Origin of the sequence: Vibrio sp. (genome assembly GCF_048266485.1) — a bacterium.
GTDB lineage: Bacteria > Pseudomonadota > Gammaproteobacteria > Enterobacterales > Vibrionaceae > Vibrio.
Genome location: NZ_JBLWZK010000001.1, coordinates 458802 through 474778, shown reverse-complemented (window position 1 = coordinate 474778; position 15977 = coordinate 458802). Strand labels below are relative to the sequence as shown.

Genomic DNA, 15977 nt, shown 5'->3' with positions numbered 1-15977 from the left:
ATAAGCAAAAAATGCAGAAATAAGATGCGAAACCTCGGATAAACTTTTATCCTACAGGGGTTTTTTAAAGGAAGCTGAATATGATCATCAAACCGAAAATCCGTGGATTTATCTGTACAACAACACACCCAGTGGGTTGTGAAGCAAACGTAAAAGAACAAATTGCCTACACAAAAGCTCAAGGCCCAATTGCTAACGCACCAAAGCGCGTACTAGTGGTTGGTTCTTCAAGTGGCTATGGCTTGTCATCTCGTATTGCAGCTGCATTTGGCGGTGGTGCATCAACTATCGGTGTGTTTTTTGAAAAGCCTGGCACAGAGAAAAAAACTGGCACAGCGGGTTGGTATAACTCAGCAGCTTTTGACAAGTTAGCGAAAGAAGAAGGCCTATACTCTAAAAGCCTGAATGGTGATGCTTTCTCAAATGAAGCAAAACAAAAAACCATCGACCTGATCAAAGCTGATCTTGGCCAAATCGATATGGTAGTTTACTCATTAGCATCGCCAGTACGTAAAATGCCAGAAACCGGTGAAGTGATTCGTTCATCGCTTAAACCAATTGGTGAAACGTACACAGCAACCGCAGTTGATACCAATAAAGACGTTATTATTGAAGCCAGTGTCGAGCCAGCAACAGAACAAGAAATCAAAGATACTGTTACTGTAATGGGTGGCGAAGATTGGGAACTTTGGATGGCAGCGCTATCTGAAGCAGGTGTACTAGCAGAAGGTTGTAAAACTGTCGCTTATAGCTACATCGGAACTGAGCTAACATGGCCAATCTATTGGGATGGCGCACTAGGTCAAGCAAAAATGGACCTAGATCGTGCAGCAACCGCATTAAATGAAAAGCTAGCAGGCCTTAACGGTACTGCGAATGTTGCCGTATTGAAGAGTGTTGTGACTCAAGCAAGTTCTGCCATTCCAGTTATGCCTCTTTATATCGCAATGGTATTTAAGAAAATGCGTGAAGAAGGCGTACACGAAGGTTGTATGGAGCAAATTCACCGCATGTTTACTCAACGTCTATACAAAGAAGATGGCAGCGCTCCACAAGTGGATGACAAAAACCGCCTTCGTTTAGATGATTGGGAACTACGTGAAGACATTCAACAGCATTGCCGTAACCTATGGCCTCAAGTCACCACTGAAAACTTGAAAGAGTTAACAGACTACGTTGAGTACAAAGAAGAGTTCTTGAAACTATTCGGTTTCGGTGTTGATGGTGTTGACTACGAAGCTGACGTAAACCCAGAAGTTAACTTCGACGTTCAAGATATCTAATTCTTATACGTTAAAGTGAATACAATATAAGGCGCTCCTCGGGGCGTCTTTTTTATTCTTTCTAAAAAGTAAAGAGACTACCTTAGATCTGGTCTATGTTTTAATGGTATAACTAACCTAAGCTAAGGTTAATTATCAAAGACAGCGTGGTTATTTGTGGGGTAGAGAGCATGGAAAACGTAGCAACACTTTATTTTTATGCCGGCAAAATGGGATCCGGTAAATCGACACATTCTCTACAATTGGCCAAAGAGATTAAAGCGGTTCATATCAGCGAAGATGAGTGGCTAACGGCGTTGTACCCTGATCAAATCAGCAATTTTGAAGAATATTTAAAATTTGCATCAAGAATAAAACCGCTACTCTCCAAACATATCCAACAAATTCTCACTTCGGGAACGGATGTTATACTCGATTTCCCTGCCAATACTTATCAACAAAGAGAATGGTTTAAGCAGTTATTTGAAAATGCTCAGGTTAAGCATCAACTGATTTATATCGATGCGGATGATGAGGTTTGTCTGCAACAAATTAAACATAGACGAATAGAGCAACCAGCCAGAGTGAGATTCGATACCGAAGCTATGTTTCACCACGTAACCCAATATTTCGAAGCCCCTAAGTCACAAGAAGGCTTTACGATCAAAACTATTCGTAAAGAAAAAATATGCAGTCATTAGATTTAAAAATAAAACCGCCGATTGTGGCTCTCATTGCCGTAATCATCATGTTTGGGCTCGACTATTGGCTACCCAATGACAAACTAGGAGTAGGGCAATATCGTTTGGAAATGGTACTAGGTTTAGTGCTTATTGGTTTAATGCTTGCGATGACCGGTGTAAAGAAGTTCATTCAAGCAGAAACCACCATTCATCCCGATTTAAAACACGCCACCAATAAACTGGTTACTAGTGGTATTTATCGTATTTCACGAAATCCAATGTACCTTGGAATGCTACTTAATTTACTGGCGATTTCGGTGTGGTTGAGTAACTGGTTAACCATCGGAGTATGTCTCGGTTTTATTTGCTATATCACCCAATTTCAAATCAAACCTGAAGAACGTTTCCTACAACAAAAGTTTGGTAAGCAATACACCGACTATTGCCAGAAAGTACGCCGCTGGTTATAAAGCAGCTTATTAGTCTATATTCATCTCCCGTCTAAATTTTGAGCTTATCAAGATGAAATTGTTAAATAACCTTTTGGCATTATTATTCTTTGCACCCTCTGTAACATTTGCATCCAGCGAGTCGTTTATGCCAGTTGAACAAGAAGTGCACTTAGTTGAACAAAGTCTCAATGCTCAAGTTGGTGTAGCGATTTTAAACACTGAAACAGGGGAACATTGGGATCACAACGGCAATGAAAGATTTCCTCTTACCAGCACATTTAAAACCATTGCTTGCGCTAAGTTATTGTATGAGTTTGATAACGGGAAGATTCCTTTAGATACCAAGGTTCAAGTCAAGAGTACTGATCTTGTAACGTATTCTCCCATCATAGAAAAGTATGTTGGTAGTGAAATAACGCTGACCGATGCGTGTCACGCCGCTATGACGATGAGTGATAACACCGCGGCCAATATCATTATCAAAGCAGTAGGTGGAACACAAAGTATCACCAATTTTGTTAAAGATATCGGTGATACACAGACTCGCTTGGATAGAATGGAGCCTGATTTGAATGAAGGCGCTCTCAATGATCCTAGAGATACAACAACACCAACAGCCATAACCAATACCTTGAATGAACTGTTATTTGGTTCCACTCTGTCTGATTCTAGCAAGGATCAACTCAACGAATGGATGGCCAATAACCAAGTGACGGGAAATTTATTACGTTCGGTATTACCAAGTGATTTGAAAATAGCAGACCGTTCCGGTGCTGGTGGCTTTGGCGCAAGAAGTATCACCGCGATTGTTTGGAATGACCAACAACCTCCCACCATAATAAGTATCTATATTGCTCAAACAGACGCTTCCATGGAACAACGAAATGCTGCGATTGTTAATATTGGACGAGTGATTTTTGGTAGTTATGTGGCAAAGCTTCATTAATAAATGAACACGCTTTTAAAGGAGTGACTGGTAGCTGATTTCTGTACTTGATGGTGAATAGATAAAGATAACTTTTATATCTGACATTGGAATTTTAGGTATTAGCGAAATGACTATGTTTCGAGTAGTATCAGTCAGAATCATTGACTTACAAAAGAGAAATCAAAGTCGTTCAAGAAAATCGCTAAGAAGCTATATAATATTCGAGTTGCAAAATTGCAGCATGGAATACTCACTCACAGAAAACCTCAAAGTACCCATATATGTCTAAAGATTTTGATTTCACTACAGAATACACTCTCGATAAGCGCTTTTTTGAAGAGTGTTATGACCAAACTAGTCGTCCCGCTAAATTTCCCAAGGCCTATCTCAAGGCTATGTTTTTTCTTATTTTCGGGGTGATTGTCGTTAAGTTTGATCTATTGCCAAGCAGTTACGTTGGTTGGTTCTTTATTGTTCTGAGTGTGATTGAAGTGCTTAGTGTGTATGGCGACAAGCGTACAGTACTGCCTCTAATAGCAACGTGACATTTCAAGTCAACTCTAGCGGTGTGAGTTATGATAGCTCAGCCAACAGCCGTAGTATTGCCTGGACTGACATCGACCAAGTTCAACAAAGCGATTTAGGTTTTATTTTTCATATAGGCAAACAACGTCAATATATCAGTAAATCTTGCTTAAATGATGAAGCGATCGCGTTCATTGTAGAGCAGCACGCAGCCGTTAAATGAAGACCGTCAATATTCGAAAAATAGAGAAATAATAAATACGACAATCTAAAACCTTGTATAGTCTTTACAAGGTTTTCCCATTCTACTTTCCTTACCGTCTATTTAACCGCGCTTTGGCTTTCCTTTAAACTCTTTGATACTACGCTTCTGTGCGCTGCGGCGGTTCGCTTGTTTGTCACGAGTTGGGCGTTTTGCTACGTCAGAACTAGGTGTGTCAGTGGCAGGAAAATCCGCCAAATTATCGAGAGGCAACTCGCGTTGGGTTAGCTTACGTATTGCATCTAATGCCAATGTTTCCGCATGACACACCAAAGATATTGCCAACCCTGTGTGGCCAGCTCGTGCAGTACGCCCAACCCGGTGAACATAAACGGGGGCACTTTCAGGGAGATCAAAGTTAATGACCACAGGTAGCGCATCAATATGAATGCCACGAGTAAGTAGGTCGGTCGCAATGAGCACTTGGATGTTTTGTTGTTTAAAAATTGTGAGAGTTTGCTAAAGGCTATGAAAGAGCTGCCTCTCAAAAATATGTGCAGAGTGTAGCACACAAGAGAAAATACAAAGCCGCCATCGTTTAGTTTCGATGGCGGCTTTGTGTTTGGAAGTTAACGTTACTGTTAGCTTAATATAATGATCAAGGTACCGGCGAGTGTCATTAAGATATTGGCAATGGCGTAAGTACCCGCATAACCAAGCGCAGGAATGGTCGATTTCGCGTAATCATTAACAATATCCATTGCGGGAGCACAGGTTCTTGCACCAATAATGGCTCCAAATAATAATGCACGGTTCATCTTCAATACATGAGCCCCAAATAGGTAAGCAACCACAACCGGAAGTACGCTGATAAGGAAGCTAACGCCAACAATTTTTAAGCCCATTTGTCCTAAATATTCGAGCATATTAGCACCAGCACTTAATCCAATTCCCACCATGAAGACCATTAAACCGAGATCTTTGACCATATTCAATGCACCTTGAGGTACATAACCGAAAGTCGGGTGGTTCGCTCTTAAATAACCTAGAGTAATGCCCGAAATAAGTAAGCCTACCGCATTACCTAGTCCGAAAGTTACTTGACCAAATGTCATGGTGATTAAGCCAAACAATAAACCAATGATAAAGAAGCTACAGAAGGCCAGTAAATCGGCAATTTGGCTATGAATTGAGATGAAACCAATTCGCTCTGCTAAGCCAAGTACACGGCTTTTTTCACCACTGACTTGTAAAATATCCCCTTTAGCCAGCACGATATTAAGATCCATTGGCATTTCAATTTGCGCACGAACAACTCGGTTTAAGAAACAGCCATATTCTGCAATGTTTAGATCAGAAAGCTTTTTTCCAGCAATACTGTCACTTTTTACGACGATTTCTTCTTCGGCAATGCGAAGATCAAGCAAGTTGCGATCGAATACTTCTTTACCGTTACGGAAGCTAGGATCAAGGCGAGCGTGACTATCGGGATAACCCACTAAAGCAATCTCATCACCGAGTTGTAATATAGCATCACCATCTGGATGGGCGAGGATGCCATTACGACGAATACGTTCGATGTAGCAACCAGTTTGGCGATAAATACCTAGTTCACGCAGATTTTTGCCATCAGTCCAATCGATAAGTTCTTGTCCAACACGATAAGCACGAATAATAGGCAAGTAGACTTTTCGTTGTCCCGCACCGCCTAGACCGCGCTCTTGGGCAATACGCTGTGCTGAATCACTGAGATTTTCTTTTTGTAGTTTAGGCAGCAACTTGGCAAACATGATCATGCTGGTTAAGCCAATCAAATAAGATAATGCATAGCCAACCGATAGGTTATCTAAAACATTGGATAATTGCATGCTATCGGGAATCGTTCCTAGGCCGGAATTTAATGCATCTTGCGCACCAACTAGAATGGGGGTTGCTGTCATTGAGCCTGCCATAATGCCAGCGGTTAATCCAAAATCTAAGCCAAAAAAATGTCCTAAGCAATATGTCAGTGTTGTTGCAGTAATCAATACAATCAAACTTAGGAAGAAGTAGTGTTTACCATCGCGGAAAAATATACCGAAAAAGTTAGGTCCAGCTTCGATTCCTACACAGTAAATAAATAACATAAAGCCAATGGTTAGCGCCTCGGCATTAAATACAAAGCCAAGGTTTCCCATAAATAACGCCGTCAGCAGGACGCCAATAGAATTGCCAAGTTGAAAGTTTCCGAAACGAATTTTACCAATAGATAAACCGATCGCCAATACAACAAATAACAGTAGTATAGGATTTTGGTTTAAGAGTGCAGCAACGTCTATATTCACGATATTTCTCAGGTGAAATTAAAGTACAACAAAGAATAGATGGTTATCTAAAAACTTACTATTAAAATCAGTAAGATTAAGTCGATAAGCTTAGTTATGAAGTGTATCGGATAAATGTGGAATTAATAAGGGAAAAAACAAAAAAATTGAATTAAATTTTGCGTTGTTAAATATTGATTGATGATGTGTTGTGATTTAAAAGGGATGAAAAAACGACCAGTGAGACTGGTCGCTTTAAAAGGGGGGGATTTGAATGAGCTTTATTCGCTGTATAAACCTAGGTTTTCTTTTGCATAGGCTTCAAATTCTGTAAATCCACCTACATGATCTTGGTCTACAAAAATTTGAGGAACCGTTTCAACTGGTTTGCCAACAGTTTTTTCTAAATCAGCTTTACTGATACCTTCTGCATGAATATCAACATAGCGGTAGTTGAAGTCATCACGCTCTTCTTTTAACTTTTCCGCTAACTCTTTTGCTCGTACACAAAACGGGCAAGCTGGACGACCAAAAATAACTACAAACATGGTTTATCTCCTTCCAATTCGTTATGTGGTTCACTATGCCTTAAGAGAATGAGTTTTTAAAGTTCAGATTAAGAGTTAAAAGTAATTAAGTATGTAGGATTCGCTTAAAATGGGGTTGTTTTATTGTAACGTGAATCCCTTAGTACATCTTTTACTCGTTTTAAATTTTCTCTAAAGCCTGAACCGCGACGTAAAGTAAAACCGGTCGCGAGTACATCAATCACTACCATTTGAACCACACGACTTGCCATTGGCATATAAACATCGGTATCTTCTGGAATATCAAGGGTTATTGCCAAGTCGCACATTTGTTCTAAAGGGGAGTCTTTGGCGGTAATAGCAATCACAGTTGCGCCATTCTCTCTGGCGAGTTGAGCGGTTTCTACCTGACTTTTTGTTCGTCCGGTATGTGAAATCAAAACAACAACGTCATTTTCTGTCGAGTTAATACAACTCATTCGTTGCATGACAACATCGTCAAAATTCATGATTGGAATATTAAAACGGATGAATTTGTTCTGTGCATCTTTGGCTACTGCAGAGGAGGCCCCCAAACCAAAGAATGAAATTCGTTTCGCTTGCGTGAGTAGATCGACGGCACGGTTAATTTGAAAAGGGTCGAGGCTATTTTTGGCGACATCTAAGCAAGCCATGGTGGACTCAAATATTTTATGGGTATAAGCATCAGGACCGTCAGATTCTTCTACATTACGATTTACATAAGGAGTGCCATTGGCCAAACTTTGGGCTAAATGCAGTTTGAAGTCAGGGAAGCCTTTGGTATCTAAGCGGCGGCAGAAACGGTTGACGGTTGGTTCGCTCACGTCAGCAATTTTGGCTAAGGTCGCAATACTAGAATGAATCGCTGTTTGTGGAGCTTCGATAATGACTTCTGCGACTTTTCTTTCTGATTTACTGAAAATATCTAGGTTCTTTTGAATTTTTTCTAATGTATTCATATTGCTCTCGAAAATGCTGAGACTCAAAGCCAAATTGGGTATTACTTGAATATAAAGATAGGGTAGTCATTGCCCAGATATATACTCGAGTCCATGAGTACATAGCCAGTATAACCACGGAGAGAGGATATTCATGTATTCGGTGGGAATTTTTATAGTGATAACATGACAAACTTCAAATTAAATTACAGTTTTGTAAGTAATAAACCCAATTTTATCGCTCGCTAATGATGATATTGGTCACTGGGTTTCTACTTTTCGAAATAAATTTACAGGATGTTTGTCTGGGTTGTCTTAGGCACTCTGCAAAACTTTGGCTGTAAGTTGGTGAATTTGTGGCAAGACTATTGAACTCGTTTGAGCAATTTGTCGCTGTTCTTCGATAACTGAATGAAGAATGTCATTGGTGGTGAGTGGATTAGCGAGCACCACACGGAATACACTGGTTTCCATGCGGTCCCATTGTACTGGCGTTAAACGAGTACGGGAGACAAATGACAGGCCATTTTCACGCTGTTTCTTTTGAATAAATTGTGTCAGTTCATTGAGTAATTGGTGTAATTGTTTGCGCTCTTCAGTCGATGCAATTACTAAAGCTTTTTGCGTGTCTTGTGGTACATAGCGATAAGTCAGCAAACATAATTCCGGCTCAGAAATTAACTCGAAATCATTTTGCTGCTTGATTAAGTCGGCAAAGTAACGCGCTTTATCAATGCTTTGATCGATTAATAGTTCGTAACCTGGGCGGCTAATAATGTGCATGCTGGAATACACGAGCATCGCTATGCCGGAGCGAGAACCTTCTAATGTATGTGAACCGAGATCTTTCGAACCTTTACGTAGAATATATTCAGCATGGTGTTCAACCGCTTTCATTGCTTCTGGATTTTTAAATAACACCATTCCTGCACCCATCGGGATATACAGCTGTTTATGGGCATCTATCGTCACAGAATCAGCGCGTTCAATGCCTTTTAATAATGAACGATGATTATTTGACATTAATGTCGCGCCACCCCAAGCAGCGTCCACATGAAAGTGGCAATCTTCGCGTTGTGCAATATCGGCAATGGTGTCTAAAGGATCAATGTTGCCCGTTTCGGTTGTGCCCGCTACACCAATAATCGCGAATGGTTTGATTTTTTTTGTTTTAAGTTGCTTTATGGTTTCTTCAAGTGCTGTCGGGCAGATGCGGTTAGTTTCATCGGCCTTGACTGGAATAAGATTTGATTGGCCGATACCGAGCACATCGGCAGCTTTTTTAAGAGAGTAGTGCCCACGTTCAGACACTAATATCGCCATGCCTTGATAGCCATAATGCATCATGGCGTTAAATAGACCTTCTTTTTCTACCCCTTGGAAATTGCCATCAGCTTTTAATGCATTATTACGCGCAACCCATAATGCGGTGATGTTTGCTATGGTGCCACCAGAGCAAAATGCACCGAGTGAATGCTCCGAACTATGCATCCATTTTTGATAAAAGTTTTCAGATTGCCCGTAAATTAAACGGTGTAACATGCCAAGTACTTGGCGCTCTAACGGCGTGAATGCTTTGGAGGTTTCAATTTTTACTAGGTTTTGATTCAGCGCAATCATGATTTTAGACAATGGCATTAAAAAGTAAGGCAATGCAGAAGTCATATGACCAATAAAGCTTGGTGCTGAGGTGTGTACCGAGTGGGAGACTAAAGTATCAAGAAGATGCTGAGTATGCTCTGAAACGAAGGTCGGAAACTCGGGAATGACGGCATCTGAAAAATCTTTTTCGATCTCTGATAAGGGTTTTTCTTCCGCGACAATATGTTCTCTTAAGAATTCATTTAGATTCTGAGAGAGCTTTTGTTCGATGTTACCCAAGGTTGAATCGGGAGCTTCCGGCACAGTAAAAATGCGCAGCAAGCTCTCAAAATTGACATCTACAATTTTGTCGTTAGATCCCATAACACGTTTTCTTCTAGAGTTTCCATTGATTTGAGCGAAATAATTTATCGTAATAAATCAATAAAGTCTCGCTCAAATGTCGGTAAGGTGTGTGCGGCCGTGATTATATACGGTTACTTACATATAGTTAATTACACTCAATGGCGTTAGTTTTCGCAACCGATTGATTGTATTTGTCTAATGCAGGCTTGATATTGCTAGGGTGGCTTAACAGGTCAGCAAAAGCAGAGCGTAATTCATAGTTCTTTTCATTCGGTGGCGATTGGCGGTCATCAAATGTTGTTTTAGCTACCTTGCCTAATTCATCATTACGTTGTGACAAAGTTTTTACATCGGCTTGAGAAAGTTTTAACCATGATTCTACTTGCTCATCCGTGGCAATTTTTTCAGGTTCAGAAGTGAGATAAAAATCCACTGCAGCACGGTTTAATTCAAAATGGTGGGTTCTACCTTGTAAAAACCAATCACCGACTTCTTTTAAATCTGGGTTTGCCTCGGTGGTAATCGATACAAGATCTTGGTACCAAGTTAAAGATGCATCAATATACGCATGGTATTTATCCGTTAAGCATTGGGTATTTTTATCTGTAGCGGCAAACACGGAACTGCTGAGAGATAACAATAAAAGGGCGATAGCAGGTTTTTTCATTTTCTTTCCTTGAGGTAAGGCACTAATAAAGCCATTTATTATAAATGATGGTAGTCGTCTAAATCAGTGCATCATATCACTTTTTATTGTTTGTTTTTTCGAATTTACGCGCCCAATGATACGAAAAATAACATCAGTACCGGAACGAGTAAGCTGAGTATAAAGCCGCTGACGATGGCAATAGGGACACATTTTACACCGCCAGTACTTTGGATGACGGGTAAAGTAAAGTCCATGGCTGTCGCGCCTGCATAACCAATACTGGTGCAAGGGTAGCGACGAATAAACATCGGTATGGCAATTAAGGCAACTAATTCACGCAGTAATTCCAACATAAAAGAAGCGCCACCATAAACAGGGCCATAAGCATCTCCCATCAAAATTCCCGCAAGTGAATACCAGCCAAACCCTGATGCCATCGCTAAACCATTAGTCATAGGTATATCCAATATATACGATGCAATGATGCCACCAATCCATGAGGTACCAACAACAATACAAGCGATGATCATACCGCGTTTATTTAAAATAATTTGTCTGAGCGTGAGGCCACTATTTCTTAATTGAATGCCAATGAAAAAGAGCAAGAGTAATAAAATGCTTTCGCTGATTTTACTAATGTACGGAACCTGAAAAGGAAGCAGTAGACCTAATAATAAGCCTGCGCCAACGACTAAAATGAGTTTGGCGGATTCTAATGCCATCATGTAAACCGGTAATGGAGCGGCTTTTGACTGGGCTTCGATGGGCATCCATTTATCTACAAATGGTAGTGCAGCCAGGTTGCAAGCACCAATCGAGATAAAAAAGGTAAAGGTGAAAAGTGCAATTGTCTGTAAGTTACTGCCTAAGTTATCTAACGCCGACAGACTTAATCCCATAAAAAATAGGATAACGTAGATCAAATAAGAAACGGTTTGATTGATTCTATGGTGCCAAGTTTCGCTACGGAGGGGGATGAAATAACCCACGACTAATGGCAGGAAAATCATAAATACACCTGAATACATAAACACCCCAAATGAAAAGTGAGAGAGTAAAGCGCAATTGCGCGACCATCTTAATGATTTTGAGAATAAAAATCATCCACTTAACTAAGTTGGCTCTTTATTTTTTATTTAAATTAAGTTTATTGGCTATTTTATGCATAATGGCTTTTTTGTGGAAATATTTACTTTATGAATGTGTCATTATATTTCCATGACGTAATAAACATAACAATGCGACCAATTTCACATTTTTTATGGGTTTTTATAATTGAATGTGAGCTGTGCACTTACTTAATTTTCATCATAAAGTATCATTAATATTAGAGCGTGTTCATAAAAACATGGTTAATAGAGTCTGTGTTTTTAAGTTGCTCGCAAAAATATGGAAATGATAAATAATATGTCTTAATGGCGCTTGTGTATTGATCGGGGGGTTAAACATAAGTACGGAGGTTACACATGGGTAGCAATATGGAACGTTCTTTTTTTGAATATGTAGCTAAATTTGGCTTATTTCAGAAGCGTTCAATGTTTGGAGGAATTGGATTATTTAGTGAAGATGCAATGTATGCACTGATTTCTGATGGAACTATTTTTATTCGTGGCGGCGGTAGTCTTGATAAAACCTTGGAAGAAAGGGGCTGTAAAAGATATAAACACGTTAAAAAACAAACAGTAGCAACAGTGAATTATTTTGATGTAACGAAACTTTATACAGAAGGTGATACGTCACTCGATAATATCATTCAATTATCAATAGAATATTCTAAGCAAGAAAGAGCATTTCAAAAGTCAGCAAATAGTCGTAGGTTGCGAGATTTACCCAATATGCAACTTACACTAGAGCGAATGGTGAAAAAAGCAGGCGTACCAGATGTGAGTACATTTTTACAGATGAGGCCTGAAGATGTCTTCATGAAGGTAAAAGAAGCGTATGGTGGTGATGTTGATATACGTTTGTTGTGGAAATTTGCCGGAGCAATAGATGGTTGCCATTGGAAACTTATTCAAGAGCCTAGAAAGCAACAACTTTTATCCAGTGTACACCACTAAGAAACCGTTAAGATCTACAGGAAAAGCCTCGTATTTTGTGCGAGGCTTTCTTGTCTTGGCAATGTGTGATTTTGATTAACAGTTAAGCGTGTTTAATTAATAGTTAAAACGTGCTGTAACCATAACTTGGTCACCATAGATGTAATTTAGCTTACCTTCTAGGCCAATAGAGAATAGTTCTGTTGCATGGAATCGACCTGAAATTGAACCATAAACTTCATCGGTATCATCATGGTTGTTGATTTTGTAGTAACCAACTTGACCACCAATTTCAAACTGTGGACCTAACCACTGTCTAACACCTAGATTAACTTCCATACCTGAGTCATTATCAAATTTATGACGGTCATCAACCAATTTAAATAACATTTCACCAGTGATATCTGCCCAGTTATTGACTGGAGCATGGAAACCCAAACCAGCTGAAAGATCGTAATCACTGTCGAATTCAGAATCTACAGAAAGGATGGCATGAGCATTAGGGTGGATAGATTTACTGACAGCGGCACCAAAAGTCATCGGACTAAAGCCGATTCGCGCATCAATGTAATCGTAGTTAAAGTTACTCATATTAGCAGAGCCATTATTAGCTGCAAAGGTAGACCCAGATACCAATAATAGGCCAGAAAGAATCAGTGACTTGCGCATGAAAGAAAACCCTTTATTTTTATTTAATTGTAAAAATAGCAAATAAATTATTTATTTTTTGCTCTATGCTGTTGATTTTGTCAGAAGCAACGACTTATGTAAATTGACAAAGTACCGGTTAATGTAAGCATTCAGACAAATATTATCACTTTATATATTCATTCAATGTCTTTTTTTTCATGACATTAAAAATGAATTTACGATAGACTGTTTTTTATTTGCTAAGGATTAAAATGAATAATGTAAAGAAGTTTGTCGCAATTGGTGGCGCAGTACTATTAGTTGCATGTTGGCCATTAGCACTAGGGCAGTTCGCTCAAACGACTATTCAAGATACGGTAAATGAGCTGGACACAAAAGAAGTCAATGTTGAGCTTGTTAATTATGATCGTGGTTACTTGAGCTCAACAGCACAAACTAAAGTCACTGTGGTTGATCCAGTATTAAAGCAACAGCTTGAATTAGATGGTTTGCCAACAGAGTTCATGTTAGATCACACTATCAGCCATGGCCTGATCAGTATCGCGACGGATACTAAGCCTAATGACTATTCTCGCTTACCGATTGATATCCATTCTGTTACCTATATTAATGGCTCAACTGCATTGGATATGACTAGCCAAAAAATGACATTTAACTTTGCTAATGATGAGAATTCTAAGTTGGAGTTTTCTCCTGTTAAATTGAATGCTGACATTAGCCGTGATGGACATATTAATTTTACTTATGTTTTTGACGGTTTTGATGGACATTTCAACAATGGTGAATCGTTGATTGTTGACTCTATTGTTGGTTCAGGCAACGGTCAAAAAAAAGAGGGCTTTTGGTTGGGAAGCCAACAAATCACTGTAGGTGAAACCAATATGGTGGATGCTCAGGGCGTGAGTATTGTTGATGTGCACAAATTCGATTATGAATTTAATACAGAAGAAAATGCAAAAGATAAAACTTTCTCTAGTCACCATAAAATCGCAATAGATACAGTAGAACTTGTTGATGATTCACTGACAGATCTGGGTGTTGATGCTTCATTTAATGCCTTAGATATTGAAAACTTTTCTCAATTATTAAGTGTTTATCAAGATAAAGGTCATGAGCTCAATAATGATGATCTTAAAGTAGTAATGGCATCGATCGATGGCTTGTTTGAAAAAGGGTTCAGTATTTCTCTTAATGAGATGAAAGCCTCGATTGGTGAAGGCAAGTTTAATAGTGATTGGTTACTTAATTTTCCTAAAGGAGATAACAAAGTGACTAAGAATCCAATGCAAGTGATTTCATCGATTTATGGTGAAGCTAATGCCTTTGTTTCCAATGAAATGGTTACGCAATTTCCATTTATTCAATCGGGTTTAGATAACCTAATTCAACAAGGAATCATGGCGAAGAAAGCAGATGGCTATCATCTTAATAGTGATATTAAAGACGGCAACATTGTGTTCAAAAGTGGTAAAACATTGCCGTTATTTGCGGTACTTGCACAGTTATTCGTATAATTGAATTTTTTGAAAAAATAGGTGTTTTGTTATGAAAGAGGCCAATGTGGCCTCTTTTTTTACGTTTGAACAAAAATGACTTTTCTCAATTAAGTAAAAAATGGTATTACTGTAGGTAAATTCGTTATTTTCATTTCTCATCTACGCAGGAGCAGAATTCATCATGGAACCTACCTATAACTTCAGTGCTGGCCCAGCAAGCCTTCCTAAAACGGTTATGCAACAAGCTCAAAAAGAGTTTTTAGATTGGAATGGCCTAGGCACATCCGTTATGGAAATCAGCCACCGCAGTAAACCTTTTTTGAAAGTTGCTGCGGATGCAGAGCAAGATCTACGCGATCTACTTTCCATCCCTAATAATTACAAAGTACTTTTCTGCCAAGGTGGCGCACGTGCTCAGTTCGCGGCGATTCCAATGAACTTATTGGGTGATGCTAAAACAGCTGATTATATTGATGGCGGATATTGGGCTGCTAGTGCGGTTGATGAAGCGCAAAAATATTGCCAACCGCATGTGTTTAAAGCATCTACCGAAATTGATGGTAAAACCGCAATACTGCCGGCTTCTGATTGGATTTTATCAGATGATGCAGCTTATGTGCATTTTTGCCCGAATGAAACCATTGATGGTATTGAAATTAATGATTTACCACAAACAGATAAACCAATTGTCGCAGATATGTCTTCAACAATTTTATCGCGTGAAATTGATGTATCTAAATATGGTGTGATTTACGCAGGTGCTCAGAAAAACATTGGTCCAGCCGGTTTATGTATTGTGATTGTGCGTGATGATTTGCTGGAATTAGCTAATTCAGCGTTGCCAAGCATTTTAAATTACAAAGTTTTGTTCGAAAAAGAATCGATGTTTAACACGCCTCCTACTTATGCTTGGTACTTGTCGGGATTAGTTTTTAAATGGTTGAAAGCTAATGGTGGTGTTGCGAAAATTGAAAAAGTGAACCGTGCCAAAGCAGCGTTACTTTACCAATGCATTGATGAATCGGACTTTTATCGTAATAATATTCATGCGAATAATCGTTCGTTAATGAATGTGCCATTTCAACTCGCCAAACCTGAGCTTGATGGATTGTTTCTTGAGCAAGCTGAATCGCGAGGTTTACAAGCCTTGAAAGGACATAGAGCGGTAGGGGGTATGCGAGCATCTATCTATAATGCAATGCCGTTAGAAGGGGTTCAAGCCTTGGTTGATTTCATGAAAGCGTTTGAAGCAGCAAATAAATAATATACCTGGAGCTTAAAGTCGTTCATATAAGTAATAGTGATGCTTCGTATGATATAAAGAAATCGCCAAGTTGAAACGATCAACTTGGCG

The 15977-nt window shown here is 39.3% G+C and carries 14 protein-coding genes and 2 pseudogenes; 8 read left to right on the top strand and 8 right to left on the bottom strand.

The features are described from left to right. Nucleotides 1–80 precede the first annotated feature (80 nt). The 5 genes and pseudogenes from fabV to ACN0T8_RS02155 all read left to right on the top strand — a co-directional run bounded on the left by fabV (nucleotide 81) and on the right by ACN0T8_RS02155 (nucleotide 4073). Nucleotides 81–1283 (top strand): enoyl-ACP reductase FabV, encoded by a 1203-nt coding sequence (gene fabV / locus ACN0T8_RS02175; RefSeq protein ID WP_237295342.1) that lies wholly within the window; start codon nucleotides 81–83, stop codon nucleotides 1281–1283. Between the two features lie 170 nt (nucleotides 1284–1453). Beyond that, entirely contained in the window at nucleotides 1454–1963 is a 510-nt protein-coding gene (locus ACN0T8_RS02170) for an AAA family ATPase (RefSeq protein WP_417879028.1), read from the top strand. Continuing rightward, a complete protein-coding gene (locus ACN0T8_RS02165) occupies nucleotides 1951–2415 on the top strand; it encodes a methyltransferase family protein (RefSeq protein WP_417879027.1) in 465 nt (154 codons plus the stop codon). The genes ACN0T8_RS02170 and ACN0T8_RS02165 overlap by 13 nt, the downstream gene beginning before the upstream one ends. A 52-nt stretch (nucleotides 2416–2467) precedes the next feature. Beyond that, a complete protein-coding gene (gene bla, locus ACN0T8_RS02160; protein ID WP_417879026.1) occupies nucleotides 2468–3343 on the top strand; it encodes a class A beta-lactamase in 876 nt (291 codons plus the stop codon). 263 nt (nucleotides 3344–3606) lie between these two features. Next, nucleotides 3607–4073 (top strand): annotated as a pseudogene (locus tag ACN0T8_RS02155) (YcxB family protein). A 102-nt stretch (nucleotides 4074–4175) separates the two neighbouring features. On the opposite strand, the pseudogene ACN0T8_RS02150 reads toward ACN0T8_RS02155, so the two are convergent. The 7 genes and pseudogenes from ACN0T8_RS02150 to ACN0T8_RS02120 all read right to left on the bottom strand — a co-directional run. Next, nucleotides 4176–4571, bottom strand: a pseudogene (locus ACN0T8_RS02150) (helicase-related protein); the annotation flags it as partial. Between the two features lie 122 nt (nucleotides 4572–4693). Continuing rightward, complete coding sequence (locus ACN0T8_RS02145) at nucleotides 4694–6376, bottom strand: aspartate:alanine antiporter (RefSeq protein WP_417879025.1); 1683 nt, start codon at nucleotides 6374–6376, stop codon at nucleotides 4694–4696. A gap of 260 nt (nucleotides 6377–6636) precedes the next feature. Then, on the bottom strand, nucleotides 6637–6903 hold the full coding sequence (locus ACN0T8_RS02140; protein ID WP_089123054.1) for a GrxA family glutaredoxin: 267 nt from the start codon (nucleotides 6901–6903) through the stop codon (nucleotides 6637–6639). 104 nt (nucleotides 6904–7007) lie between these two features. Continuing rightward, nucleotides 7008–7862: a MurR/RpiR family transcriptional regulator gene (locus ACN0T8_RS02135; RefSeq protein WP_417879024.1), complete on the bottom strand. Its 855-nt coding sequence runs from the start codon at nucleotides 7860–7862 to the stop codon at nucleotides 7008–7010. 294 nt (nucleotides 7863–8156) lie between these two features. Next, on the bottom strand, nucleotides 8157–9806 hold the full coding sequence (gene panP / locus ACN0T8_RS02130; protein ID WP_417879023.1) for a pyridoxal-dependent aspartate 1-decarboxylase PanP: 1650 nt from the start codon (nucleotides 9804–9806) through the stop codon (nucleotides 8157–8159). A gap of 127 nt (nucleotides 9807–9933) precedes the next feature. Continuing rightward, a complete protein-coding gene (locus ACN0T8_RS02125) occupies nucleotides 9934–10455 on the bottom strand; it encodes a hypothetical protein (RefSeq protein ID WP_417879022.1) in 522 nt (173 codons plus the stop codon). A 104-nt stretch (nucleotides 10456–10559) separates the two neighbouring features. Beyond that, nucleotides 10560–11465 carry a lysine exporter LysO family protein gene (locus ACN0T8_RS02120; RefSeq protein ID WP_417879021.1) on the bottom strand — a complete coding sequence of 302 codons (906 nt, stop codon included), beginning with the start codon at nucleotides 11463–11465 and terminating at the stop codon, nucleotides 10560–10562. Nucleotides 11466–11903: 438 nt separating this feature from the next. On the opposite strand from ACN0T8_RS02120, the gene ACN0T8_RS02115 reads away from it, so the two are divergent. After that, the gene (locus ACN0T8_RS02115) at nucleotides 11904–12497 is read left to right on the top strand and encodes a TfoX/Sxy family DNA transformation protein (protein ID WP_417879020.1); all 594 of its coding nucleotides are present in this window, start codon (nucleotides 11904–11906) and stop codon (nucleotides 12495–12497) included. 96 nt (nucleotides 12498–12593) lie between these two features. Here ACN0T8_RS02115 and ACN0T8_RS02110 read toward each other — a convergent pair whose 3' ends face one another. Further along, nucleotides 12594–13145, bottom strand: a complete 552-nt coding sequence (locus tag ACN0T8_RS02110) for a hypothetical protein (RefSeq protein WP_417879019.1) — start codon at nucleotides 13143–13145, stop codon at nucleotides 12594–12596. A 233-nt stretch (nucleotides 13146–13378) separates the two neighbouring features. Here ACN0T8_RS02110 and ACN0T8_RS02105 point away from each other — a divergent pair, with 233 nt between their 5' ends. Continuing rightward, entirely contained in the window at nucleotides 13379–14641 is a 1263-nt protein-coding gene (locus tag ACN0T8_RS02105; RefSeq protein WP_417879018.1) for a DUF945 family protein, read from the top strand. Between the two features lie 163 nt (nucleotides 14642–14804). Continuing rightward, the gene (gene serC, locus ACN0T8_RS02100; RefSeq protein WP_417879017.1) at nucleotides 14805–15887 is read left to right on the top strand and encodes a 3-phosphoserine/phosphohydroxythreonine transaminase; all 1083 of its coding nucleotides are present in this window, start codon (nucleotides 14805–14807) and stop codon (nucleotides 15885–15887) included. Nucleotides 15888–15977 lie beyond the last annotated feature (90 nt).

Excerpts from the sequence above, each read along its gene's own strand:
- panP (WP_417879023.1), bottom strand. The coding sequence starts at position 9,806 with ATGGGATCTAACGACAAAATTGTAGATGTCAATTTTGAGAGCTTGCTG.
- ACN0T8_RS02125 (WP_417879022.1), bottom strand. The coding sequence starts at position 10,455 with ATGAAAAAACCTGCTATCGCCCTTTTATTGTTATCTCTCAGCAGTTCC.
- ACN0T8_RS02110 (WP_417879019.1), bottom strand. The coding sequence starts at position 13,145 with ATGCGCAAGTCACTGATTCTTTCTGGCCTATTATTGGTATCTGGGTCT.
- ACN0T8_RS02140 (WP_089123054.1), bottom strand. The coding sequence starts at position 6,903 with ATGTTTGTAGTTATTTTTGGTCGTCCAGCTTGCCCGTTTTGTGTACGA.
- ACN0T8_RS02165 (WP_417879027.1), top strand. The coding sequence starts at position 1,951 with ATGCAGTCATTAGATTTAAAAATAAAACCGCCGATTGTGGCTCTCATT.
- serC (WP_417879017.1), top strand. The coding sequence starts at position 14,805 with ATGGAACCTACCTATAACTTCAGTGCTGGCCCAGCAAGCCTTCCTAAA.
- fabV (WP_237295342.1), top strand. The coding sequence starts at position 81 with ATGATCATCAAACCGAAAATCCGTGGATTTATCTGTACAACAACACAC.
- ACN0T8_RS02115 (WP_417879020.1), top strand. The coding sequence starts at position 11,904 with ATGGGTAGCAATATGGAACGTTCTTTTTTTGAATATGTAGCTAAATTT.
- bla (WP_417879026.1), top strand. The coding sequence starts at position 2,468 with ATGAAATTGTTAAATAACCTTTTGGCATTATTATTCTTTGCACCCTCT.
- ACN0T8_RS02135 (WP_417879024.1), bottom strand. The coding sequence starts at position 7,862 with ATGAATACATTAGAAAAAATTCAAAAGAACCTAGATATTTTCAGTAAA.
- ACN0T8_RS02105 (WP_417879018.1), top strand. The coding sequence starts at position 13,379 with ATGAATAATGTAAAGAAGTTTGTCGCAATTGGTGGCGCAGTACTATTA.
- ACN0T8_RS02170 (WP_417879028.1), top strand. The coding sequence starts at position 1,454 with ATGGAAAACGTAGCAACACTTTATTTTTATGCCGGCAAAATGGGATCC.
- ACN0T8_RS02120 (WP_417879021.1), bottom strand. The coding sequence starts at position 11,465 with ATGTATTCAGGTGTATTTATGATTTTCCTGCCATTAGTCGTGGGTTAT.